22 protein-coding genes are annotated in these 21,800 nt (G+C 68.7%); 11 read left to right on the plus strand and 11 right to left on the minus strand.

The window, feature by feature from the left end:
• Nucleotides 1–96 precede the first annotated feature (96 nt).
• Entirely contained in the window at nt 97–822 is a 726-nt protein-coding gene (locus IT779_RS17955; protein ID WP_196150494.1) for a TetR/AcrR family transcriptional regulator, read from the plus strand.
• A gap of 119 nt (nt 823–941) precedes the next feature.
• Here IT779_RS17955 and thiD read toward each other — a convergent pair whose 3' ends face one another.
• The 4 genes from thiD to IT779_RS17975 all read right to left on the minus strand — a co-directional run bounded on the left by thiD (nt 942) and on the right by IT779_RS17975 (nt 4,987).
• On the minus strand, nt 942–1,787 hold the full coding sequence (gene thiD / locus IT779_RS17960) for a bifunctional hydroxymethylpyrimidine kinase/phosphomethylpyrimidine kinase (RefSeq protein WP_196150495.1): 846 nt from the start codon (nt 1,785–1,787) through the stop codon (nt 942–944).
• Nucleotides 1,788–2,039: 252 nt separating this feature from the next.
• Nucleotides 2,040–2,663 carry an NAD(P)-dependent oxidoreductase gene (locus tag IT779_RS17965; RefSeq protein ID WP_196150496.1) on the minus strand — a complete coding sequence of 208 codons (624 nt, stop codon included), beginning with the start codon at nt 2,661–2,663 and terminating at the stop codon, nt 2,040–2,042.
• A gap of 125 nt (nt 2,664–2,788) precedes the next feature.
• Nucleotides 2,789–3,583: a thioesterase family protein gene (locus tag IT779_RS17970; RefSeq protein ID WP_196150497.1), complete on the minus strand. Its 795-nt coding sequence runs from the start codon at nt 3,581–3,583 to the stop codon at nt 2,789–2,791.
• Between the two features lie 150 nt (nt 3,584–3,733).
• Nucleotides 3,734–4,987 carry a KasA/KasB family beta-ketoacyl-ACP synthase gene (locus tag IT779_RS17975; RefSeq protein ID WP_196150498.1) on the minus strand — a complete coding sequence of 418 codons (1,254 nt, stop codon included), beginning with the start codon at nt 4,985–4,987 and terminating at the stop codon, nt 3,734–3,736.
• 31 nt (nt 4,988–5,018) lie between these two features.
• Between IT779_RS17975 and IT779_RS17980 the strand changes: the two genes are divergently transcribed.
• The 5 genes from IT779_RS17980 (at nt 5,019) to IT779_RS18000 (ending at nt 9,289) form a co-directional block, all read left to right on the plus strand.
• Nucleotides 5,019–5,576 (plus strand): TetR/AcrR family transcriptional regulator, encoded by a 558-nt coding sequence (locus IT779_RS17980; protein WP_196150499.1) that lies wholly within the window; start codon nt 5,019–5,021, stop codon nt 5,574–5,576.
• 256 nt (nt 5,577–5,832) lie between these two features.
• Nucleotides 5,833–6,999, plus strand: coding sequence for a helix-turn-helix domain-containing protein (locus IT779_RS17985; RefSeq protein ID WP_196150500.1), 1,167 nt, complete (start codon nt 5,833–5,835; stop codon nt 6,997–6,999).
• Between the two features lie 187 nt (nt 7,000–7,186).
• On the plus strand, nt 7,187–7,471 hold the full coding sequence (locus tag IT779_RS17990; protein WP_196150501.1) for a helix-turn-helix transcriptional regulator: 285 nt from the start codon (nt 7,187–7,189) through the stop codon (nt 7,469–7,471).
• 169 nt (nt 7,472–7,640) lie between these two features.
• Complete coding sequence (locus tag IT779_RS17995) at nt 7,641–8,876, plus strand: MFS transporter (RefSeq protein ID WP_196150502.1); 1,236 nt, start codon at nt 7,641–7,643, stop codon at nt 8,874–8,876.
• Entirely contained in the window at nt 8,873–9,289 is a 417-nt protein-coding gene (locus IT779_RS18000) for an ArsR/SmtB family transcription factor (RefSeq protein WP_196150503.1), read from the plus strand. Before IT779_RS17995 ends, IT779_RS18000 begins: the two co-directional genes overlap by 4 nt.
• 216 nt (nt 9,290–9,505) lie before the next feature.
• Here the strand turns inward: IT779_RS18000 and thiC are convergent, their stop codons facing one another.
• The 4 genes from thiC to IT779_RS18020 all read right to left on the minus strand — a co-directional run bounded on the left by thiC (nt 9,506) and on the right by IT779_RS18020 (nt 14,610).
• Nucleotides 9,506–11,122 carry a phosphomethylpyrimidine synthase ThiC gene (gene thiC / locus IT779_RS18005; RefSeq protein ID WP_196150504.1) on the minus strand — a complete coding sequence of 539 codons (1,617 nt, stop codon included), beginning with the start codon at nt 11,120–11,122 and terminating at the stop codon, nt 9,506–9,508.
• A gap of 356 nt (nt 11,123–11,478) precedes the next feature.
• Nucleotides 11,479–12,654, minus strand: coding sequence for a fumarylacetoacetase (fahA, locus tag IT779_RS18010; protein WP_196150800.1), 1,176 nt, complete (start codon nt 12,652–12,654; stop codon nt 11,479–11,481).
• Nucleotides 12,654–13,850 carry a homogentisate 1,2-dioxygenase gene (locus IT779_RS18015; protein ID WP_196150505.1) on the minus strand — a complete coding sequence of 399 codons (1,197 nt, stop codon included), beginning with the start codon at nt 13,848–13,850 and terminating at the stop codon, nt 12,654–12,656. Before IT779_RS18015 ends, fahA begins: the two co-directional genes overlap by 1 nt.
• Before the next feature lie 133 nt (nt 13,851–13,983).
• Nucleotides 13,984–14,610 (minus strand): TetR/AcrR family transcriptional regulator, encoded by a 627-nt coding sequence (locus tag IT779_RS18020; protein ID WP_196150506.1) that lies wholly within the window; start codon nt 14,608–14,610, stop codon nt 13,984–13,986.
• 145 nt (nt 14,611–14,755) lie between these two features.
• Between IT779_RS18020 and IT779_RS18025 the strand changes: the two genes are divergently transcribed.
• Complete coding sequence (locus IT779_RS18025) at nt 14,756–15,865, plus strand: hypothetical protein (protein ID WP_196150507.1); 1,110 nt, start codon at nt 14,756–14,758, stop codon at nt 15,863–15,865.
• Nucleotides 15,866–15,889: 24 nt separating this feature from the next.
• Here IT779_RS18025 and IT779_RS18030 read toward each other — a convergent pair whose 3' ends face one another.
• From IT779_RS18030 to IT779_RS18040, 3 genes are all read right to left on the minus strand, one after another.
• Nucleotides 15,890–16,705, minus strand: a complete 816-nt coding sequence (locus IT779_RS18030) for an exodeoxyribonuclease III (protein WP_196150508.1) — start codon at nt 16,703–16,705, stop codon at nt 15,890–15,892.
• A 313-nt stretch (nt 16,706–17,018) separates the two neighbouring features.
• A complete protein-coding gene (locus IT779_RS18035) occupies nt 17,019–18,014 on the minus strand; it encodes an N-acetylglutamate synthase, CG3035 family (protein WP_196150509.1) in 996 nt (331 codons plus the stop codon).
• Nucleotides 18,004–18,594 (minus strand): peptide deformylase, encoded by a 591-nt coding sequence (locus IT779_RS18040; protein WP_196150510.1) that lies wholly within the window; start codon nt 18,592–18,594, stop codon nt 18,004–18,006. The genes IT779_RS18035 and IT779_RS18040 overlap by 11 nt, the downstream gene beginning before the upstream one ends.
• A gap of 170 nt (nt 18,595–18,764) precedes the next feature.
• Here IT779_RS18040 and IT779_RS18045 point away from each other — a divergent pair, with 170 nt between their 5' ends.
• The 4 genes from IT779_RS18045 to IT779_RS18060 all read left to right on the plus strand — a co-directional run bounded on the left by IT779_RS18045 (nt 18,765) and on the right by IT779_RS18060 (nt 21,739).
• Nucleotides 18,765–19,127 (plus strand): DUF3263 domain-containing protein, encoded by a 363-nt coding sequence (locus tag IT779_RS18045; protein ID WP_196150511.1) that lies wholly within the window; start codon nt 18,765–18,767, stop codon nt 19,125–19,127.
• A gap of 58 nt (nt 19,128–19,185) precedes the next feature.
• Nucleotides 19,186–19,758: a LytR C-terminal domain-containing protein gene (locus IT779_RS18050; RefSeq protein ID WP_196150512.1), complete on the plus strand. Its 573-nt coding sequence runs from the start codon at nt 19,186–19,188 to the stop codon at nt 19,756–19,758.
• Between the two features lie 136 nt (nt 19,759–19,894).
• Nucleotides 19,895–20,581 (plus strand): superoxide dismutase[Cu-Zn], encoded by a 687-nt coding sequence (sodC, locus tag IT779_RS18055; RefSeq protein ID WP_196150513.1) that lies wholly within the window; start codon nt 19,895–19,897, stop codon nt 20,579–20,581.
• 12 nt (nt 20,582–20,593) lie between these two features.
• Nucleotides 20,594–21,739: a glutamate--cysteine ligase gene (locus IT779_RS18060; RefSeq protein WP_196150514.1), complete on the plus strand. Its 1,146-nt coding sequence runs from the start codon at nt 20,594–20,596 to the stop codon at nt 21,737–21,739.
• Nucleotides 21,740–21,800 lie beyond the last annotated feature (61 nt).

Consider the following 21,800-nt stretch of genomic DNA (forward strand, 5'->3'; position numbering starts at 1 on the left):
GTCATCCTGGGGGTTCGCCTCGCGCGCCGGCTAGTTTTGTTGCCGTTTCGGCAAGGAGCCCGCGGACCCCGTGACAATGATTGGTACGGTCGGGGCGTGACGCAGCGTGGCCGGACAACCGAACGGGCGCCCGGCGAGCGCGTCGATGCCCGCACCGAGCGGTGGCGTGCACACCGGCGCAAGGTTCGCGCGGAATTCGTCGATGCCGCGTTCCGCGCGCTCGACAAGTTCGGCCCCGAGGTCAGCATGGGCGATATCGCCAAGGAGGCGGGCGCGGCCAAACCCAAGCTGTATCGGCATTTCGAGGACAAGGCCGATCTCTACGACGCGATCGTGGACCGGGTCCGCGACATGCTGTGGGGCCGTGTGGTTTCCACCATCGACCTGGCCAACGACACCGCGCGCGAACTCATCGGGCGCACCGCCGCCGAATACGTGCTGGTGGTGGTGGAGCATCCGAATGTGTTCCGGTTCATACTGCACAGCCATTTCACCCGGCGCGCCTCGGAGTCCGATCGTGCGCTGCACACCGCGCGGCAGTCGGCGCGGCGCGCGGCCGAATTGTTCGGCGGCTTGCTCGATGACGTGTCCGTGGATGTGGAAAGCGTCGAGCTGCTGAACTATTCGATTTTCGGTGCGGTTGCCTCGGCCACCGATTGGTGGCTCGGGGTGAACCGGCTGCGGGAGCCGACCATGCCCGCCGAGGATTTCATCGCCTATCTCGCCGAAATCGTCGCCGCGCTGGCGACGGCGAACGCCCGCCGCACCGGCTTCACGGTCGACACCGACCTCCCGATGCACCTGGCCTTCCGGCCCGCCTGATCCGCCGCGCATCCGGTCGAACGCCGTTGTCCGAGACCGGGACCCGCCGCTTCGTCGAGGCCGGGGTTACGCGTCTCCCCAAGTATGCGCCCGCCCACCGACAGGTTCGCGCCACCCGCTCAATGTTCGTGCAACCGCCACAAAGGGGACACCGGGCCGTGGCCTTTGCCCAGGTCGTAGGCGGCGTGCAGGCAGCGGCGGGTCCATTCCTTGGCGAATTCGACCGCGTCGGGAACGCTGTAGCCGTTCGCCAACGCGCAGGCGATGGCGGCCGCGAGGGTGTCGCCGCCGCCGTGGTCGTTGCCGGTGTCGATGCGCGCGGCGGTGAACTCGAGGAAGTTCTCGCCGTCGAACAGCAGGTCGGTGCTGTATCGGGAGGTGCGAAGATGGCCGCCCTTGACGATCGCCCAGCGCGGTCCGAGCGCGTGCAGCGCGCGAGCGGCGCGGCGCGCGCTCGCGTCGTCGGTGACGTCGATGCCGGTGATCAGCCTGACTTCGTCGAGGTTCGGGGTGACGATGGTCGCCAGCGGAATCAGCGTGTGCCGCACCGCGTCCAGAGCTTCTTCGTGCAGGAGCGGATCGCCGTGCATCGAGGCCGCGACCGGGTCGACCACGAGCGGAATCGAGCCGTTCGCGCCGATGCCGGTTTCCCGGCACACGTCCGCGACGGCTTCGATGATGGCGGTCGAGGCGAGCATGCCGGTCTTGGCTGCGCCGATTCCGATGTCCCCGGCCACCGAACGCACCTGATCGGCGACGATGTCCGGCGGGATCTCGTGGAATCCGCTCACCCCCACCGAATTCTGCACCGTGACCGCCGCGACCGCGACGAGCGCGTGCACGCCGCACAGCGCCATGGTCCTGGTGTCGGCCTGGATGCCCGCACCGCCGCCGGAGTCGGTGCCTGCGATGGTGAGGACGCGGACCGGAGTCTGCCCTTCGGCGGGTATCGGCAACAGCTTCACGGTTCGACCCTACGATGTCGGGTCGGTGTCCGGTATGACCGGTGACCCACCCGGCGTTTGGAATTGTTAATGAAAATCGTTATCATCTTCTCGTGTCCTTCACCTCGCGCCGAGACCGCCCGCCCTGCGGCGTGAGCCGATTGCGCCGATACTTTCCCGCGTGGGACGAACTCCACGAACACGCCTGACGCGGGAATCTTGCGCACCGCGAGCCACGATCATTGAGGGGACCGTGGCTCGCGGTCGCGCGACTCAATTCGAGATGCCCGGCGTGCGAAGCACATTGGCGGTGTCGGTCAGTTGGTCCAAGAGGAATTCGGCGATGTCGGCGCGGGCGATCCGCAACGTGAGACCGGTCGCGTCACCGGGGATGTCGCGTCGGTACGCGCCGGTGCGCGGGCCGTCGGTGAACGCGCTCGGCCGCACGATCGTCCAGTCCAGATCGGCGGCGCGCACCAGGGTCTCCTGGCGGACGTGATCGTCGTATGCCTTGCGCAGCAGCAGCCCGAACATCACGTGCTTCCAGACGAAATTCAGATTCTGCCTGCTCTCGCCGACCCCGAGGGTGCTCTGGCAGATCAGCCGCCGCACCCCCGCGCGCCCCATCGCCTCGACGATCGCCCTGGTGCCCGCGAACCGCACCGCCCCCTTGCGTCCGTCGCCGAGGGTGACTATGACGGCGTCCTGGCCGGTGACGGCGCGTTCGGCCGCTGTGGCGTCGAGGACGTCGCCCTCGACCACGCGCAGCCGCGCGTCCTGTCGCGTGACGCCCGCCGCGTTGCGTGTGAAGGCCGTCACGTCGTGGCCGCGCTCGAGCGCCTGCTCGACGACGTGGCGTCCGACCGTGCCGGTGGCTCCGAAGACCGCGATTCTCATGATGTGCTCCCTGTGTGCCGATGCTGTCGAACCGGTGGTGAATCCAGTACAGCGGCGGCGCGAGCGAACGGACATGGTCGCGCGTCTCGTGCTCATAAGCGAGTGTCCAGGACGGAATCGGCAGGTCAGCGGCGCGCGACCAGCAAGGTCTGGGTCCCGCGGCCGAGTGGTCCGCGCTCGTCGAACAGCGCGGTTTCCGCCATGCCTATCCCGTGCGGCTGCGGGTAGGTGACGGCGTCGAGGCAGACCCATTCCCCGACGGGTTGGCGGTGCAGGGTCACCGTCAGGTCGGTGTTGATGAACAGGTGACTGTCCCAGTCGAGCACCGCGCTCACGCCGTTGCCGGAGTCGGCGGCGGCCAGCGTCCGTTCCAGCGGGCTCGGGGTGGTGCCCGCGACGATGGGATGCTTCAGGCGAATCCAGCAGATCGCCGGACCCGGTTCGGCGAAAGATCCGGTGACGAAACGGTATTCGATGGCGGTGTGGAAGCCCACCGGTTGATTCGACGGGAACGGTGCGGGTTCGGCCGCGTGCTCGGGTCCGGGCCGCGCTCCGGTCGGCAGAAACATCTCGGGCAGTTCGAGTTTCGGCTCGGCGAGTTTGAAACGCCAAGCGTTGGCGGTCATCACGGGTCCGCGGTCGGTGGAAAGGATGGCCTGCACGAGTTCCACCGACCGCCCGGGACGCGCCACCTTCGTCTCCACGGTGAGCGGCGCCAGCGGCACCGGCCCCAGGATTTCCACCGCGACCCGCCCCACCTGGAAACCCTCCCTCGGCTCGCACCGCTCGATGGCGTGGCCGAGCAGCGCCGAAGGCGGACCGCCGTGCTGGGCGTCGGGCGACCACGGCCCCCGGGTCGACTCGGTGGAGAAGTAGCGGCCCGGCTGCTCCGGGTCGGGCAGGTAGAAGGCGTCGCTCACGTTCGTCGTCCGTCCCTCGGGCCGTCGGCGTTCTTCCGCGGCATTGTCGGTTCGCCCACCGATTCTGCTACGCACGTCCGCGCGCGGATTCAGGGCAGTAGAGCCGCACATCCAGGCCTGACTTCTAGCTACGCCCGCCCGCGCGCGGATTCAGGCCCGGCCGAACGCGAGCGCGACGTTGTGCCCGCCGAAACCGAAGGAGTTGTTGACCGCATAGTCCACGCGCTGCGGTCGGGCCGCGCCCGCGACGACGTCCAATTCGATCTTCGGGTCGAGATTGTCGAGGTTGAGGGTGGGCGGCACCTTCCCGTCGCGCACGGTCAACAGCGTGAGGATCGATTCCAGCGCGCCGACCGCGCCGATCGAATGCCCCAGCGCCGATTTGGGCGCGTAAACCGACGCGTCGGGGGTGACCGCGGCGATGGCCTCGGCTTCGGAGGCGTCGCCGATGGAGGTCGAGGTGGCGTGCGCGTTCACGTGTCCGATATCGGCGGGCCGGAGTCCCGCGGTGCGGATGGCCGCGCGCATGGCGCGGGCCGCGCCGCGGCCGCCCGGTTCGGAGGCCACGATGTGGTATGCGTCGGAGGTGATGCCCGCGCCGAGCACCCGGCCGTGCACCCGCGCGCCCCTGGCCCGTGCGTGCCGCTCGGATTCGAGGACGAGCAGCGCGCCCGCCTCGCCGAACACGAAGCCGTCGCGATCCCGGTCGAAGGGCCGCGACGCCCGGTGCGGTTCGTCGTTGCGGGTGCTCATCGCGCGCATCATGGCGAAACTCGCGATGGGCACGGCGTGGATGTGGCCTTCGACGCCGCCCGCGACCACCACGTCCGCCTCGCCGGTGCGGATCAGCCGCCAGGCGTGCGCGATGGCCTCCGAACCCGACGAGCACGCCGAGACGGGCGCGAACACCCCGGCTTTGGCGCCGATCTCGAGTCCGACGGTGGCGGCGGGGCCGTTGGGCATGATCATCGGCACCGAGGCGGGCGACACCCTGCGGTAGCCGCCCGCGCGCATGGCGTCGACGGCTTCGATGAGCGCGTCCGCGCCGCCGAGTCCGGTGCCGATGGCGACGGCGAGCCGTTCGCCGTCCACACCCGGCGCGCCCGCGGCTCGCCAGACATCGCGGCCGAGTACCAGCGCCAACTGTTCGACGTAGGAAAGGCGCCGTCGTTCGATCCGGGTCAATCGGTCGCCGGGATGGGAGCGCAGCGGGCCGCCGATGCGGACCGGCAGGTCGAATTCGGTCACGAAGTCCGCTTCGAGCTCGCGGATGCCGCTGCGGCCTTCCAACAGCTGTGACCAGGTGGTATCCGCGTCGTCGGCGAGTGCGGTGGTGGCGGCGTAGCCGGTGACGACGACCGAGTCCGTAGTTTCTGAAGCGATTGGTACAGTCACGGATGTCATGAATACCTGTAGCGGTCGCTACAGTCAACCCATGCCCCGTCCGCTCGACCACGCCCGGCGCGCCGAACTGCTGCGCGGCGTCGTGGACTACATCGCCGAACACGGACTCGCCGAACTGTCGCTGCGCCCGCTGGCCGCAGCCCTCGGCACCAGCTCCCGCATGCTGATCTACTACTTCGGCACCAAGGAGGAACTGCTCGTCCAAGCGCTCGCCACCCAGCGCCCCGATATCGCCGCGCTGTTCGCTGGCGTCACCGACGCCGCCGCGCTGCGGGCGAGCCTGATCGCCTTCTGCGAATCGAGCCTGACCGGCGCGGGCGCGACCAGCGTGCGGGTGCTGCTGCAAGTGCTCGGCGCGGCGTGCGCGCCGTCGAGCCCCTACGACCGCTACGCCGTCGACGCCATCGCCGCGTTCGTCGCGGCGCTCTCTGCCGCACTGGCCCGCATCGAGACCATCGACGATCCCGAAGCCGTTGCCACACTGCTCATCTCCGGCCTGCGTGGCATCATCCAGGATCAGTTGATCACCGGCGATGTGGAGCGGACCACCCGTGCGGGCCTGCGCTTGGTCGAGCAGAACATTCGGTAGCCGCACGCGGCAACGCATTCCGCGACCACGCTCGGCAAACCGCGGTCGACTGTGCCGCCGTCGCGTGTCGCGCTCGGCGTGTCGGTGGCCCACATGTGGTGGGCGCGAACGGGTCTGCGGGATCGCGGGGTGCGCGGTATGCTCTCGGCAACAAGCGGGCTGCCGGGGAGCTTCGCTTCCGAAGTCACACTTGGATCGGCCGGGGCCCTTTCGCGCGCGTTGGGGTACGCGGTCGGAAAAGGGCTGGGAAGTGTCAATGCAACCTGTCGAATTCGGTCGTGAACTGCGCAGACGGCGTGTCGAGCGTGGGATGAGCCTCGGTGCTCTCGCCAAACTCGTGCACTACAGCAAGAGTCATCTGAGCAGAATCGAGAACGGGATAAAGCGCCCGTCCGAGCAACTGTCGGGCGCATGCGATCGGGAGTTGGGCGCCTGCGGTGCGCTCATCGCCTCGGCGCAGACCGCCGCGACGGAGGAGGCCGAACCGGGTCGTCCGGTGCGGTCCGAATCGCCGCGCCCGCGTGCCGTTTCCGCCGAGATGCTGCCCGGCTTGCGTGAGATGTTCAGGTGCGCGCGGGCAATGGGGCGAACGAACAGTCCGAGTCTGGTGCTGCCGACGGTGCGCGGCATGATCGTCACCGCGGAGAACGCCGCGGCGCACAGTACCGGCAAACAGCGTCGAGACCTGTTGCTGCACGGTGCCCGGATCGCGGAATTCGCGGGCTGGATGGCCCAGGAACGCGGCGACGATGTCGACACCCTCCGGTGGACCGAGCACGCGGTCACGCTCGCGTCGGCCGCGGGCGACAAGCAGATGGGCAGTTACGCGTTCGTGCGCCGGGCGGTGGTGAGCCTGTACCACCGCGATCCCGCCGAAACCGTCGGACTGACCGAACGGATCTACGCCGACCACGCCGTCCACCCGCGGATTCGCTGGCTGGCCGCGCTCGGCGCCGCGCAGGGATACGCCATCGGCAAGGACAAGAAGAAGGCCACGCTCGCGCTGGATCACGCGGCGACACTTTACGACGCCGTGCGCCGCTGCGGCGAAGGCGAGCAACTCGGCCCTTCGGCGTTGCTGCACGACCGCCCGATCTTCATCCAGGCGTGGTGCCACTACGATCTGGGCGACCTCGACGCCGCCGCGGAGCTGTTCGAGCGCGCCATGTCGTCGTGCCCGCCGAGCTCCGACCGGGATCGTGCGCGTTTCGGCACCCGGCACGCCCTCGTGCACGCGGCGCGCGGGGAACCGCGGCGCGCGTGCGAACTGATCGCGCCGCTGCTCGAGCTGATCACTGTGCTCGATTCGGCCACGATCCGCGCTGATCTGCGCATTCTCTCGGGCGCGCTGCACCGGCGCAGCGACGATCCCGCGGTGCGGGCGATCCTCCCCGCGCTCGCGGGCGCGTTGTCCAGGTCCTGAAACTTGTTTGCCGGTTGCCGCTTCGGAAGTGGCAACGCCGCGCGGGAACGGGCAACAGGCAACACCTTTCGCGCGCGGCGTTTCGGTCGGATGCTGGAAGAAAGCCAGCGATCCGGACCGGGAGGGGTCCGGGCCGGTGCGCGCCCGCTGCACACGGGCGAGGAATCTTTCGGCAAAGGGATGGAAGATGAGTGTCGTAGTCGATTATGGGGACGATTCGGGAACACGCGGGCCCGTGGGGCGTAAGCGTCCGGTGCTGAGCGATCGCGAGGTCGAGGTGTTGTTGGCGTGGATCGCGTCGGATTCGAAGGTGGAAGTGGGTCGCCGCCTTTATATCTCGCTCGGAACGGTGAACACGCATCTGTCGCGGATCAGGGACAAGTACGCGGCGGTTGGGCGGCCCGCGCCGACGAAGGCCGCGTTGATGGCGCGGGCATTGCAGGACACTCTCATCGTGCTCGAGGACCTCTGACGCGGTAGTCCTCGCGGGTGCGGGCTTGCCGGTTGTTCGCCCCGGTGTCGTGGCGGCAGCCGACCGGTCCGTTCTCTGAGGATCGAACGCCGAATTCTGTCCTATAAGTGCGCACGTGCGCACATGAAGGATAGTCTGGGGCGGTCGGTTCGACACGAGAGGTTTCGCCGTGCTCGCAGTGCTCGGAAATCAGGTGTTCCGGCGGCTGTTCGCCGCCCAGGTCGTCGCGCTGGTCGGCACGGGACTGCTCACCGTCGCGCTCGGCCTGCTCGCCTACGACCTGGCGGGCGGCGACGCCGGCGCGGTACTCGGCACGGCGCTGGCGATCAAGATGATCGCCTACGTCGGCGTCGCACCCGTGATCGCGGCGGTCACCGAATGGTTGCCGCGCCGGGCGCTGCTGGTCGGCGCCGACGCGGTGCGCGCGAGCGTCGCGGTGCTGCTGCCGTTCGTCGACCAGGTCTGGCAGATCTACGCGCTGATCTTCGTCCTGCAAGCCGCATCGGCGACCTTCACGCCCGCGTTCCAGTCGGTGATCCCGTCGGTGCTGGTCGACGCGAAGGACTACACGCGCGCGCTGTCGCTGTCACGGCTCGCCTACGACCTGGAGGCGGTGCTGTCACCGCTGCTCGCGGCGGCGCTGCTCACCGTGATCGGATACCAGTCGCTGTTCGTCGGCACCGTCCTCGGCTTCCTCGGCTCGGCCCTGCTCGTGGTGCGCACCCCGCTGCCCGCCCTGCCCGCGCCCGACCGGTCATACTCACTCGCCGATCGGATTCTCGCGGGCGCGCGGGTGATGGGGCGACGACCAGAATTGCGCGCCCTGCTGGCGATGAATCTGGTGGTCGCCGCCGGGACCGCGCCGGTGCTGACGAACACCGTCGTCTACGTCCGTGACCTGCTCGGCTCCACCGATATCGGCGTCGCGGCCGCCCTCGGCTGCTTCGGCGCCGGATCGATGCTGGTCGCGCTGATGATCCCGCGCGTACTCGCCGCGGCGCCGGACCGCACGGTGATGCTCGCGGGCTGCGCGGTGATCGCGGTCGGACTGGTCGCACTCACCGCGTTCGTCGCGATCCGCCCCGCACCGCCCGCCGGATGGGCGGCGCTCGGACTGCTGTGGGCGGCGCTCGGCGCGGGCACTTCGCTGGTGCACACGCCTTCGGCGCGGCTGCTGCGCTACGGATCCGAGGAGAGCGAGCGGCGGGCGGTCTTCACCGCGCAATTCTCCCTGTCGCACGCCTGCTACCTGCTCACCTATCCGGTGGCGGGGGTGCTCGGCGCGCACGCCGGTCAAGCGATCGCGGTCTCGGCGCTGGCCGTGCCGGCTACACTGGCAGCCATCGCGGCCGCACGTCTGTGGCCCGTGCGCCGGTCCGCCGTCGCAGCCGTGGCGATCCGATGAAAGTGGTGAGGCTCGTGGCCGAGCGCGCCGACGAACCAGCGCCGGTCGGCGTAGGTCTCACCCACCCCGCCGCACGCGGTGCCAGCCTCACCCACCCCACCTCACCCGACCGCGCCCGCCTCGACGCCGCCACCGGCATGTTCCAGATGCTCGCCGACTCGACCCGCCTGCACATCCTGTGGCGGCTCAGTCAGGGCGAGGCCGACGTCACCGCGCTCGTCGAAGCCTGCGGCGCCTCGCGCACCGCGGTCAGCCAGCATCTGGCCAAACTGCGCTTCACCGGACTGGTCGACACCCGCCGCGAGGGCCGCCGCGTCATCTACCGCCTGCACGGCGGCCACGTCACCCGCCTGATCCGCGAAGGACTCAGCCACGCCGACCACATCATCACCGGCGAACCACCCCACGAATGACAACACCGCACGAATAAGCCCGCACCGCGCGCGAGGCAGGACACCCCGCCGTCCCCCCGGCTGAACTCGAGGGGCACCGAAGGTGTCCGGTTCGCGGCCGTCTCGCGTCCGAGCGGTCGAAACGCATGCGACGAAGTCGCGAGTTTCGACCGCTCGGACGCGAGACCTGAAGGGCCGCGAACCCGCGGCGCCGCAGGCGACGCAAAATAGACACAGTCAGACCACGGGCAGATATACCTTGTTGCCGGTTTCGGCGAACTCGGCGGACTTCTCCTCCATGCCCGCCCGCAACGCCTCCGAATCCGTCAGCCCCTCGCGCTCGGCGTAGGCCCTGACATCGGCGGAGATGCGCATCGAGCAGAACTTCGGACCGCACATGGAGCAGAAATGCGCGGTCTTCGCGGGTTCGGCGGGCATGGTTTCGTCGTGGTACTCGCGGGCGGTGTCCGGATCGAGGGCGAGCGCGAACTGGTCGCGCCAGCGGAATTCGAAACGGGCCTTGGACAATTCGTTGTCGCGCTCCTGGGCGTGCGGATGCCCCTTGGCGAGGTCGGCGGCGTGCGCGGCGATCTTGTAGGTGATCACGCCGACCTTGACGTCGTCGCGATCGGGCAGGCCGAGATGCTCCTTCGGGGTGACGTAACACAGCATCGCGGTGCCCGCCTGCGCGATGATCGCCGCGCCGATGGCCGAGGTGATGTGGTCGTAGGCGGGCGCGATATCGGTGGCGAGCGGCCCGAGCGTGTAGAACGGCGCCTCCTCGCACAGTTCCTCCTCGAGCCGAACGTTCTCCACGATCTTGTGCATCGGGACATGGCCCGGGCCCTCGATCATCACCTGCACGCCACGGGATTTCGCGATCTTCGTGAGTTCGCCGAGGGTGCGCAGCTCGGCGAACTGGGCCTCGTCGTTGGCGTCGGCGATGGAACCGGGACGCAGGCCGTCACCGAGGGAAAAGGTCACGTCGTAGGCGGCGAGAATGTCGCAGAGTTCGGCGAAGTTGGTGTACAGGAACGATTCCCGATGATGGGCCAGACACCACGCGGCCATGATCGAACCGCCGCGCGACACGATCCCGGTGACCCGCCGCGCCGTCAACGGCACGTAGCGCAGCAGCACCCCCGCGTGCACCGTCATGTAGTCGACACCCTGTTCGCACTGCTCGATCACGGTGTCGCGGTAGATCTCCCAGGTGAGCGCGGTGGGGTCGCCGCCGACCTTCTCCAGCGCCTGATATATGGGAACGGTGCCGACCGGGACCGGGGAGTTGCGCATGATCCACTCGCGCGTCTCGTGGATGTTCTTGCCGGTGGACAGATCCATGATGGTGTCGGCGCCCCACCTGGTGGCCCACACCATCTTCTCCACCTCCTCCGCGATCGAGGAGGTGACCGCCGAGTTGCCGATATTGGCATTGATCTTCACCAGGAACTTCTTGCCGATGATGGTCGGCTCGAGTTCGGGATGCCGGTGATTGGCCGGAATGACCGCGCGGCCCGCGGCCACCTCGGCGCGCACCAATTCCGGATCGACGCCCTCGCGCGCGGCGACGAAACGCATCTCCGGGGTGAGCACGCCACGGCGCGCCCAGTTCAACTGGGTCGCAGGCCCCTCCACCGGCGGTTTCGTCCAGCCGTCGCGCAGCTTCGGCAGGCCGTTCTCGAGATCGATGGCGGCCGAATCATCGGTGTACGGACCCGAGGTGTCGTGCACGTCGAAGTGCTCGCCATTGGTGAGATGGATGCGCCGCACCGGAATTCGCAGGTCGTCGAACTCGCGATAGTGTTTGACGCTGCCCTCGATGGGGCCGGTGGTGACGGACGTGTTCGTCATGTGTTCCTCCCTACGCCGGCATTACCCGGTCAGGTTCATACGGTCGACGGCCCTGTCCGCTCCGTGGAGCTAGCCGTCCTCTCAGCCCGCTGGTGCGAGCCCCCGTGCCGGTATGAATTTGTCCCGACCGACCATACCTGGCGCCGGAAGCTGCCCCGGTCAGAACCCGTCGCGGGCCGCCGGACCGGTCGGAAGGTCCGATTTCCGCGCATCTGGAGGGCGGCGTGTCCGGGGCGACAGTGGTCTGCGTGGGCACGGGGTGCCTCGGCGCGGCCGCGATCGATGTCGGTCAGCGTGCGCGTCCCAATCGTGCGCGTCGCCAACCGTGCGCGTCGGCGGGCGATGTGCGTCGGCGGTCAGTGTCCGATAGCGGGCAGGATTCGGCCGCGCACCTCGCCGAGGCCGATGCGGCTGCCGGATACGCCGGGGGCATCGGCGGTGATCACCACTTCGTCGCCGTCTTCGAGGAAGGTTCGCCGTGCGCCGCCTATCTCGACTGGTTCGTCTCCACCCCAACATAATTCGATGAATGAGCCGCGCTGCTCGCGGTGCGGCCCGGAGACGGTGCCGGAGGCGTACAGGTCGCCGGTCCGGGTGGCGGCGCCGTTCACGCTGAGGTGGGCGAGCATCTGCGCGGGCGACCAGTACATGCGCGCGTAGGGCGGATGGGAGACGGCGCTCCCGTTCCACTCGATCGTGAGGTCGATGTCCAGACCCCAGTCCTCGGTTTCGCACAGGTAGGGCAGTGGTCGCGGGTGCTGCTCCGGCAGGGGGACGCGTGCGGCCTCCAGTGCGGCGAGCGGTGTGATCCAGGCCGATATCGAGGTCGCGAAGGATTTGCCCTGGAACGGTCCGAGTGGCTGGTATTCCCACGCCTGGACGTCGCGAGCCGACCAGTCGTCGACCAGGACGACGCCGAAGACGTGCTCGGCGAACGCGCCGGTGTGTATTCGTGTGCCGAGCGGGGAACCCACGCCGACCACGAAACCGAGTTCGGCTTCGATGTCGAGGCGCCGTGTCGGGCCGAAAGCCGTTACGCCGGAATCGGTTCGGTGTTGGCCGCAAGGTCGGTGGATCGCGGTACCCGACACCACGACGGTGCCGGACCGGCCGTGGTAGCCGACGGGGAGATGCCGCCAATTCGGCAGCAGTGGTTCGGAATTCGGACGAAGCAACCGCCCGAGGTTGGTGGCGTGGTCGATGCTCGCGTAGAAATCGACATAGTCACCGACCTGGATCGGCAGCAGTTGGTCCACCTCGGTGAGCAGGTGAACGGCGGCATCGGGGATCAGGCCGTCCACCAGATCGCGTAGGCGGTGGCGTATTTCGTGCCAGCGCCGCGGGCCGCGCGCGAGGAACTTGTTCAGCGTCGGCGCCGCGAAATCGGGGTCGTCGAATACCGACGACAGGTCGATCGCGTAGTCGCCGAGGCGAACGCACACCCGAGGGCCGCCGTCGCGCGGCGCGCACACGCCGTAGGGCAGGTTATCGGGACCGAATGGCGAATCCGGCGCGGTCTCGATGCGGGCCATCAGCGCGGCCCTCGGCCCGACCAACTCCACGCATAGTTCGGATCCTCGCAGGCCAGTGCTCCTTCGCCGAGTCCGAGGGGATGGAAGGTGTCGACCATGACCGCGAGTTCGTCGAAGAAGTCGACGCCGATTCCGGCCTCGTAGGCTCCCGGCTGCGGACCGTGCGCGTAGCCGCCGGGATGCACCGACACCGAGCCCGGCCCGATTCCCGCCCCTCTGCGTGCCGCGTAGTCGCCGCCGCAGTAGAACATGACCTCGTCGGAGTCGACATTGGAGTGGTAGTACGGCACCGGTATGGACAGCGGGTGATAGTCCACCTTGCGCGGCACGAAATCGCAGACCACGAAGCCTGCGCCCGCGAATGCCTGGTGCACGGTCGGCGGCTGGTGCACGCGTCCGGTGATCGGTTCGAAGTCGTGGATGGAGAACGTGTACGGGTACAGGCAGCCGTCCCAGCCGACCACGTCGAACGGATGCGTCGCGTAGCACAGCCGGGTACCGACTATTCCGCTGCGCACGCGGTGTTTCACCAGCACCTCCACATCCTCGCCCGCGACGAGTGCGGTCTCGGTCGGGCCGTGTAGGTCGCGTTCACAGTAGGGTGCGTTCTCGAGGAGCTGCCCGAACCGCGACAGGTACCGCTTCGGCGGCGTGATGTGTCCCGACGCTTCGATCACGTAGGCGCGCAATGGTTCCTGGCCTTCGGGCACCCAGCGGTGGGTGGTCGCGCGCGGGATGAGCGCGTGGTCGCCGCAGGTGACGGGTAGCGTGCCGAATACCGTTTCCAGCAGTGCCGCACCGGATTCGACGTAGACCAGCTCGTCGCCGATGGCGTCGCGGTACAGCGGTGAGGTCGCCGCGGCGACCACGTAGGAGATGCGCACGTCGGCATTGCCGAGTAGCAGGCGTCTGCCGGTCACGGCATCGGTGTGCGCGTGGCTGTCATCGGGAAACAGTTCGTGCGGGCGCAGATGTCGATGCCGCAGTGGATGATTCGGTGCGGTGGTCGGGTCGGGGAGTGCCCAGGTCGTCGAATCGACGATGGCGGGCGGCAGGCCGAGGTGGTACAGCAGGGCGGAGTCGCCGGAGAATCCCTCCTCGCCCATCAGCTCCTCGCGGTACAGCTTGCCGTGCTCGTCGCGATGCTGGGTGTGCCGTTTGGGCGGCACCGAACCCACCTGCCGATAGAACGCCATCACCGCACCTCCCGCGGGTCGGATTGCTCACCTCCATAATAGTGACCTGCATCACTATCGTCGGAAGATATTGCGGCATTCTCCAGATTTGCCCGCTGATCGACGGTCAATCTCCTATCAGGCCGGAGATTTATTAGGCTTCGCGCAGTGCTCGGAAGACCGCCGAACCGACGAACGCGCCGAGATCGTGCACGTTCCACGTGCCGTCGCCGTCCAACAGGGTGCGCACCGCGCCCTCGCCCGCCGACACCCACAACTCCACCAGCACCGGTAGTTTGCGCTCGATGTCCTCGGTGCCCCAGGCGCGCAGCGTCGGACGCAGCAGCTCCGTGCAGCGCTGTACCGCGAGCGCGCGCCCGCGACCGAACGAATTCGCCACGGCCGGATCGGGATTGCCGTGCAACAACCGCCAGGCGTCCGGTCGGGTGCCCGCGATCTCGAGCAGCTTGCGGAAACCCTCGACGAAAACGGTCTCGCCCGCGTCCACCGTCCTCGGCGGGGTCGCCTCGAGCAGGCCGCTGATCAGATGGCCTTCCTCGCGCCGGATGAGTTCGCCGATCAACTCGACCCGGTCGGCGAAACACGCGTACACCACGGGGCGCGTCACGTTCATGCGCTCGGCGACGGCCGCGATGGTGACCGCGGCGATGCCGTCGCGCACCGCGATGGCGAGCGCGGTGTCGAGCACCTGTGGCCTGCGGCGCTCGGGTCCGAGATGCTGTGCCCGCACCCGAGTCCGCGTGACCTGCTCGATGCCCATGACGTCAAGATATCAGCGATACTCGGCCCCCGAGCCCGATTACCGCAGGTCGGATGGCATCGCCGGGTAATCGGTCGGCAAACCGCAATGGCACGATCTCATTGCGATCCGGCGAGGATACGACGCGGGGATTAGGTTGTGAGGCATGCAATCCGAGTTGCCTGCGCCGGATGTCCTGTGGGGGCGCACTCTTGTGGTCCAGGTCGTCCAGGATCCCGACGGCTCCGGGCAGCTCGGCGAGTTGACCGGCGGCCGTGTGACATTCGATATGGGATACCAGGACAACTGGTTCACCCTGGTCCGCTACCGCGGCGGCAAGGCCGTGGTGTTCGGACGCGGCCGCGACGAAACCTATATCGCCCCCGAACATCCGCAGGACCTGCTCGCGGGCGCGCCGCCGTGGGTGCCCGCCGACGAGCTCACCGCGCCCGCGCTACGCGAGGAAATCGACTTCGTGCGCTGGTGGGACGGCCGCTGGGGGCACGCCGACCGACTCGAATCGCTGCGCGTCGACTACGAGACCGCCGTCGCCCTCTACCCGCTGCTCGAATCCGAGCAACTGGTCGCGGTTTTCACCGAATCGCTGCCCGGCGTCACCCACGAGGAAGTCGCCGCGCTGTTCACCGCCGCCGAATCCGGCACGGTCAAAGCCGAACTGCTCGCCGGACTCGACGCCGAACTGTCCGACGCCGTGATCGGCTATCTCACTCGCGGCGGGGTCATGGCCGACGCCGAAGCCGTCTTCGACCCGCTGCCCGCACCCGCGACCGGTCCGCGCCCGCGCCGCCGCATCACCTCGGCGCGGCATCGTCGCCAACTGGTCGACGCGATGATCGAGGCGTCCGAAATGACGCGCAACGCCCCGCCGGACACCCCCGAACTCACCGACCTGCTGGCCAGAATCGAACTGCTGCACCACGATTTCGGGCACGTCGACTTCGCGTTCCGCGTCGGGCGCGGCATCGGTGTCGGCGCGCCGCGCAACCTGCGCCGGATACCGAGCGGACTGCGGCGGCTGCGCGATATCGAAGCGGGAGAGTCCGGCCGCTGGCTGTTCATCCGTTTCCTGGTGACCGACAGGCACATCCGGGTCGAACGCGCCTACGACCACTGGCCGAGCTGGTACCCGCGCAACCCCTACGACAACGACCCCGACCGCCGCGACCTACTGGACGAACTCACGCACCGAGCGCCGAGCGCGCGTCCGCCGTGGGCCGAGATCGCCGCCGACGAATACGCCTACGCGTTCGACTGAACGTCGACCGGCCCGCGCGTTCGGTCAGTCGGTGAATTCGGCGATGACCGGTGCGTGATCGCTCGCGCCCTTGCCTTTGCGCTCCTCGCGGTCGACCGTCGAATCCACCGCGCGGCCCGCCAATTCCGGTGTGGCCAGCACGAAGTCGATGCGCATGCCCTCCTTGCGGGGGAAACGCAGCTGTGTGTAGTCCCAGTAGGTGTAGACGCCGGGGCCGGGCGCGAACGGTCGCATGACGTCGGCGAAACCGGATGTGAGCATGGCTTCGAAGGCGTCGCGTTCGGGCTGGGAGGTGTGGGTTTTGCCTTCGAAGAACTCCGGCGACCACACGTCGTCGTCGGTGGGCGCGATATTCCAGTCGCCGACCAGCGCGATGCGCGCGGCCGGATCGGCGGCCAGCCATCCCGCCCCGGTTTCGCGCAGCGCCGCGAGCCAGGCCAGTTTGTAGGTGTAGTGCGGATCGTCGAGCGCCCGCCCGTTGGGCACGTACAGACTCCACACCCGCACACCGCCGCAGGTCGCGCCGAGCGCCCGCGATTCGACCACCGGCGTGCTGATCAGCGACTCGCCCGCGTCCTTGTCGAATCCCGGCTGCCCGGGAAAGGCCTGCTCCACCTCGGTCAACCCGACGCGGGACGCGATGGCAACGCCGTTCCACTGGTTCACCCCGAGATGGGCCACCTCGTAGCCGAGTTCGTCGAACCGCTCGTAAGGGAACTGGTCGTCACGGCATTTGGTCTCCTGCATGGCCAGCACATCGATGTCCTGGCGGTCCAGGAATCCCGCCACCCGATCGATACGGGAGCGGATCGAATTGACATTCCAGGTCGCCAAGCGCACGACATGCCTTCCTTCGTCATCGGCCGATATCTCCGTTCTACGCCAAGCCCGCCCGCCCACTCCGCGCGGTATCGATAGCCACGCTCGCTCGCCGAGTGGCGTCGCGCTCATCGAGATGCCTGCGCCCTGCTCAACGTGGTGGGAGCCCGCGGTGCTTGCCGTGCAGTTTCGTGGCGTTCGACGCCGTGCAGTTCGTGGCGTTCGACGCCGTGCAGTTCGTGGCGTTCGACGCCGTGCAGTTTCGTGGCGTTCGACGCCGTGCCGTTTCGTGGCGTTCGACGCCGTGCCGTTCAGCGTGCGCACCGCGCGGGGTTCAGCGCGGGGGTTCGGCGTAGCGGTAGCGGTGGTGGTCGACGAATCCGAGGTCGCGGTAGAGGGCGAGCGCGGCCTCGTTGTCGGCTTCGACCTGCACGTAGGAGTGGGTCGCGCCGCGGTCGCGGCCCCAGCGGATCAGTTCGGCGCACACCAGCGCGCCCAGTCCGTGGCGGCGGTGTTCGCTGGCGACGGCGATACAGCTCAGCCCGATCCAGCGGCGCCCGTCCGGGGCGGTGGTGAGCGCGCCGCGCCCGACCGCGATGGGCGTCGGCACGCCGAGTGCGGCGAATCCGAGGTCGCCCTCGTGGACGGCGGTCAGCACCTCGGGCACCGGAGGCAGGTCGATGCGGGTCTGTTCGGCCTCGCCGCGTCGGTGGTAGAGATCGAGCCATGCGGCGTCGGGAGCGGGATGCACGCGCACCATCGGCGGGCCCTGCGGCAGGAAGAAGTTCTCGATATCGATGCCGAGGACGACGGTTTCCTTGCGCACCTGCCAGCCCACCGGCACCGAGGCCAGCCGATCCGGCAGCGCGAGCAGCACCGGCAGACTCCGCACCGCGTACCACTCGGCGATATATTGCATGGTCTGCGCGCCGCTGGCGCCGCGCGCGGTGGTCGTCTCCGGATCGCCGAGCGGCACAGCGGAATTCGCGCGATCGGTGAAACCGTATCCGGCGCGCACCAGCCAGCCGTCGATCCAGGCGTGTTCGATGCCGGGCCACCCGAACGCCGCGGCCGCCTCCAATGCCCTGATCTCGCCGACCCGAATCGGCCTCGGCCCCAACGCTTTCATGGCGACGACCCGGTCGGGCTCGGCCGAGACCACGGTGCCGTCGCCACCGCGCACGGTGGGCGGATCGAGGGAGACCAGTTCGCCGATCACATCGGTCAGCGGCGGCTCGTGGCCATCGGGCAGCCGGTACCGCATGACGACCCGCTTGCCGAGCGGGATGTCGCCCGCGGTGTGCACCGGATCACTCGAATCAGTCGTCATGGCCGAACGGGTCGGGGACGGCGCCGGGCAGCCAGCTCAGGCCGGGCACGCCCCAGCCGTTGCGTTTGATGGCCTTCTTCGCCGCGCGCGCGTTGCGCCCGATCAGGACGTCCACATACAGGAAGCCGTCGAGATGGCCGACCTCGTGCTGCAGCATCCTGGCGAAGAAACCCTTGCCCTCGATGTCGACCGGCTCGCCGTGCTCGTCGACGCCGGTGACCCGCGCCCACTCGGCCCTGCCGGTGGGGAACTGTTCGCCGGGCACCGAAAGGCAGCCCTCGTCGTCATCGTCGGGGTCGGGCATGGTCTCCGGTAGCGCCGAGGTCTCGAGCACCGGATTGATCACCGCCCCGCGGCGCCTGGCGGCCTTCCCGTCGGCGCCGACGTCGGGGCAGTCGTAGACGAACAGCCGCAGCGGCACCCCGACCTGGTTGGCGGCCAGGCCGACACCGTGCGCGGCGTCCAGCGTCTCGTACATGTTCGCGATGAGTTCGGCCAATTCCTCCGGGGTCTGACTGACCTGCTGCGTCGGGTTGTGCAGTACCGGGTCACCGACGATCACGATGGGGAGGATTGCCATGGGCGGTAAGCCTACTGGGTGCCCTCCGGCCCGCCACCGGGTGCCGAGCCGTCGTGGCCGGTCACCGAACACGCCGGGACGAAGGCGGAGGCCCCTTCGGGACGCGTGGTTCAATGATGCGCGACGTACAGGCATATTTTCCCCAGGTGGTCACTCGGCGAGGGAGCGGGATGGACGGCGCAGCGGCACGCGATCTTGCGACGGAAGGGAATATCCCCGACGACCGGGACGACGCTCCCGCGAGCGAGGATTCGCGCCCGGACGCCCCCGCCCCGGCCGATTCCGGTCTGAGTGCTCGCGAACAGGAGATCCTGGCCTTCGAGCGGCAGTGGTGGAAGTACGCGGGCGCCAAGGAAGAAGCCATCAGGGTGCAGTTCGGTCTTTCGCCGACCCGCTACTACCAGGTGCTGAACGCGGTGGTCGACAGGGCCGAAGCGCTCGCCGTCGACCCGATGCTGGTCAAGCGGCTGCGCAGACTCAGGGCGAGCAGGCAGAAGGCGCGCTCGGCCCGGCGTCTCGGATTCCAGGTATGACCCGAATTCCCGACGCGACACGGGCGGTTCGGCCCGCTCTGCGACTAGGGTCGAGGCCGTGAGTAACTCCGATCCCACCTCCGGCGGACCGCCACTGCGGGCGCTGGCAATGGTGTTGATCGCGCTGGCCATCGTCTTCGCGGGCCTCGGCGCGATGTCGCTGTCGAGTTCCGACGACGACACCGAGACGGTCGCGACCGCGTCGAGCAGCACGACGACGGCCGCCGCGCCGACCACGACGGTCGCGCGGACGAGTACCGACACGGCCGCCGCCGCCACCACCGAGCCGGTCACCGCGACGACAGCGAGCACGACCACCGTCGCGCCCGCGCCGCCGCCCCCGCCCGCCGTCGACCGCGCGGTGCCGGTCCGCGTCCTCAACAACAGCCTGGTGCCCGGGCTCGCCGCGCGCACCGCGACCCAGTTGCAGACCGACGGCTGGGCCAACGTCACCTCCGGCAACTACTCGGGCGGCACCGTCGCGAAAACCACCGTGTACTACGGGGATTCACCGGGCGAACGGGAGGCGGCGCAGGCCATCGCGCAGGAGCTCGGCGCGACGGCCGAACCCAAGACCGGCGGCCCCGGCGACACCGTCACCGGCGTCATCGTCATCCTGACCGGTGGCTGACGCCGCGCGCGGACAGTGCGCAGGCCCACACCGCCCTGTCATCGAGCGGCCTCGCGGGCGTGGCATCATCTGTCCGGTAACGAACGCGTCCACTCGGCTCAGCCCGTAAACTCGGTACTCGTAAAGGAGTTCCCCGATGGCCCCGTCCACAACTCGTCGCCCCTCCTGGTGGACTGTGACCCCGGTGCTCGCGGTCGCGGTCCTCGGCCTCGCTGCCTGCTCCAACAGCCAGGAGTCCAGCGATGTCAAGGGAACGACGCCGCCGGTGTGGACCGGTGCCTCCGCGCCGCCGTCCGGTGCGTCCGAGAGCCCGCACGGCAGTCCCGCCGCCGGTTCGGGCGCGAAGGTCGATCTGAAGGACTCCTCGGGCAAGTCGGTCGCCACCGCCACCGTCACCGAGGTGGGCGGACACCTGCAGCTCCAGGTCGACGCGAGCGGTCTGCGTCCCGGATTCCACGGTCTACACATCCACCAGATCGGCAAGTGCGAACCGAATTCGACGCCGCCCGCCGGTGGCGCGGCAGGCGACTTCCTGTCCGCCGGTGGGCATTTACAGGTCGGCAGCGCCAACGCGCATCCGGCGAGCGGTGACCTCACCTCCCTCGAGGTGCGCAACGACGGCTCCGCGCTGCTGGTCACCACCACCGACGCGCTCACCATCGCCGATATCAAGGGCAAGGCGCTGATCATCCACGCCGACGCCGACAACTTCGGCAACATCCCCAACCGTTATTCCCGTGCCGACGGCGTCGCGGGCCCGGACGACACGACACTCGCCACGGGTGACGCGGGGGGCCGCGTCGCCTGCGGCGTCATTTCCTAGACAAGGGGATTCATGGCCGGGGCACAGAGAGAGCATGTTCCGTTCAAAGGTTCGCCCCGGCCCACCATCGGCATCGAATGGGAGATCGCGCTCGTCGACAAGGTGACGCGCGATCTGTCCAATACCGCGTCCGCCGTCTTCGACGAGGTCGGCGACCTGCGCGCCTGGGACGGAACTCCGCAGCTCACCAAGGAGTTGCTGCGCAACACCGTCGAGATCGTCACCGGTGTGCACGAGACGGTCGGCGCCGCGGTGCAGGATCTGCGCGGCACCATGGACACCGTGCGCCGCGCCGCCGACGCGCTCGGCGTCGACCTGTTCTGCGCGGGCACCCATCCGTTCGCGCAGTGGTCGGCGCAGCAGCTGACGCGCTCGGAGCACTACGACGAACTCATCGAACGCACCCAGTGGTGGGGTCGCCAGATGATGATCTGGGGCGTGCACGTGCACGTCGGGGTCTCGCACCGCGACAAGGTGCTGCCCATCATCAACTCGCTGCTGCTGATGTATCCGCATCTGCTCGCGCTGTCGGCGTCCTCGCCGATGTGGGCGGGCTCCGACACCGGCTACGCCAGCAACCGCACCCTGATGTTCCAGCAGTTGCCCACCGCCGGACTGCCGTTCCAGTTCGAGAAGTGGAGCCAGTTCGAGCATTTCGTGCACGACCAGCTCAAGACCGGCGTGTTCGAACAGCTCGGCGGCATGCACTGGGACATTCGGCCCGCGCCCAAGTGGGGCACCATCGAGGTGCGGATCTGCGACGGCATGTCGACCAGCGCCGAATTGGCCGCGGTCGCGGCGCTCATCCACTGCCTGATCGTCGATCTGGATCGCCGGGTTGAGGAGGGCGAGCGGTTGCCGACGCTGCCGCCGTGGCATGTGCAGGAGAACAAGTGGCGGGCCGCGCGGTACGGACTCGACGCGATCGTCATCGTGGACGCGCAGAGCAATGAGCGCCTCGTCACCGACGACCTGCTCGAGGTGTTGAATCGGCTCGAGCCGACGGCGGCCCGGCTGGGCTGCGCCGACGAATTGGCATCGGTCGCGGATATTCCCGTGCGCGGCGCGTCCTATCAGCGGCAGCGCAAGGTGGCCGCGGCGGCCGACGGCGATCTGATCGCGGTGGTGAACGCGCTGGTCGAGGAGCTGAACCGATAGCGGGCAGCACCGCGTAGGTCGACTGGTGTTCAGCTCGCCGGAGGGCGTGCGTTCATCGTCT

This window comes from Nocardia bovistercoris (assembly GCF_015674855.1).
Taxonomy (GTDB): domain Bacteria; phylum Actinomycetota; class Actinomycetes; order Mycobacteriales; family Mycobacteriaceae; genus Nocardia; species Nocardia bovistercoris.

Bases quoted from the DNA above. Each gene is read 5' to 3' on its own strand.
- IT779_RS17965 (WP_196150496.1), bottom strand. From the start codon at position 2,663: ATGAGAATCGCGGTCTTCGGAGCCACCGGCACGGTCGGACGCCACGTC.
- IT779_RS18040 (WP_196150510.1), bottom strand. From the start codon at position 18,594: ATGGCAATCCTCCCCATCGTGATCGTCGGTGACCCGGTACTGCACAAC.
- IT779_RS18015 (WP_196150505.1), bottom strand. From the start codon at position 13,850: ATGGCGTTCTATCGGCAGGTGGGTTCGGTGCCGCCCAAACGGCACACC.
- thiC (WP_196150504.1), bottom strand. From the start codon at position 11,122: ATGACGAACACGTCCGTCACCACCGGCCCCATCGAGGGCAGCGTCAAA.
- fahA (WP_196150800.1), bottom strand. From the start codon at position 12,654: ATGGCCCGCATCGAGACCGCGCCGGATTCGCCATTCGGTCCCGATAAC.
- IT779_RS17975 (WP_196150498.1), bottom strand. From the start codon at position 4,987: ATGACATCCGTGACTGTACCAATCGCTTCAGAAACTACGGACTCGGTC.
- IT779_RS18045 (WP_196150511.1), top strand. From the start codon at position 18,765: ATGGACGGCGCAGCGGCACGCGATCTTGCGACGGAAGGGAATATCCCC.
- IT779_RS18060 (WP_196150514.1), top strand. From the start codon at position 20,594: ATGGCCGGGGCACAGAGAGAGCATGTTCCGTTCAAAGGTTCGCCCCGG.
- IT779_RS17980 (WP_196150499.1), top strand. From the start codon at position 5,019: ATGCCCCGTCCGCTCGACCACGCCCGGCGCGCCGAACTGCTGCGCGGC.
- sodC (WP_196150513.1), top strand. From the start codon at position 19,895: ATGGCCCCGTCCACAACTCGTCGCCCCTCCTGGTGGACTGTGACCCCG.
- IT779_RS17985 (WP_196150500.1), top strand. From the start codon at position 5,833: ATGCAACCTGTCGAATTCGGTCGTGAACTGCGCAGACGGCGTGTCGAG.
- IT779_RS18035 (WP_196150509.1), bottom strand. From the start codon at position 18,014: ATGACGACTGATTCGAGTGATCCGGTGCACACCGCGGGCGACATCCCG.
- IT779_RS17990 (WP_196150501.1), top strand. From the start codon at position 7,187: ATGAGTGTCGTAGTCGATTATGGGGACGATTCGGGAACACGCGGGCCC.
- IT779_RS18020 (WP_196150506.1), bottom strand. From the start codon at position 14,610: ATGGGCATCGAGCAGGTCACGCGGACTCGGGTGCGGGCACAGCATCTC.
- IT779_RS18000 (WP_196150503.1), top strand. From the start codon at position 8,873: ATGAAAGTGGTGAGGCTCGTGGCCGAGCGCGCCGACGAACCAGCGCCG.
- IT779_RS18025 (WP_196150507.1), top strand. From the start codon at position 14,756: ATGCAATCCGAGTTGCCTGCGCCGGATGTCCTGTGGGGGCGCACTCTT.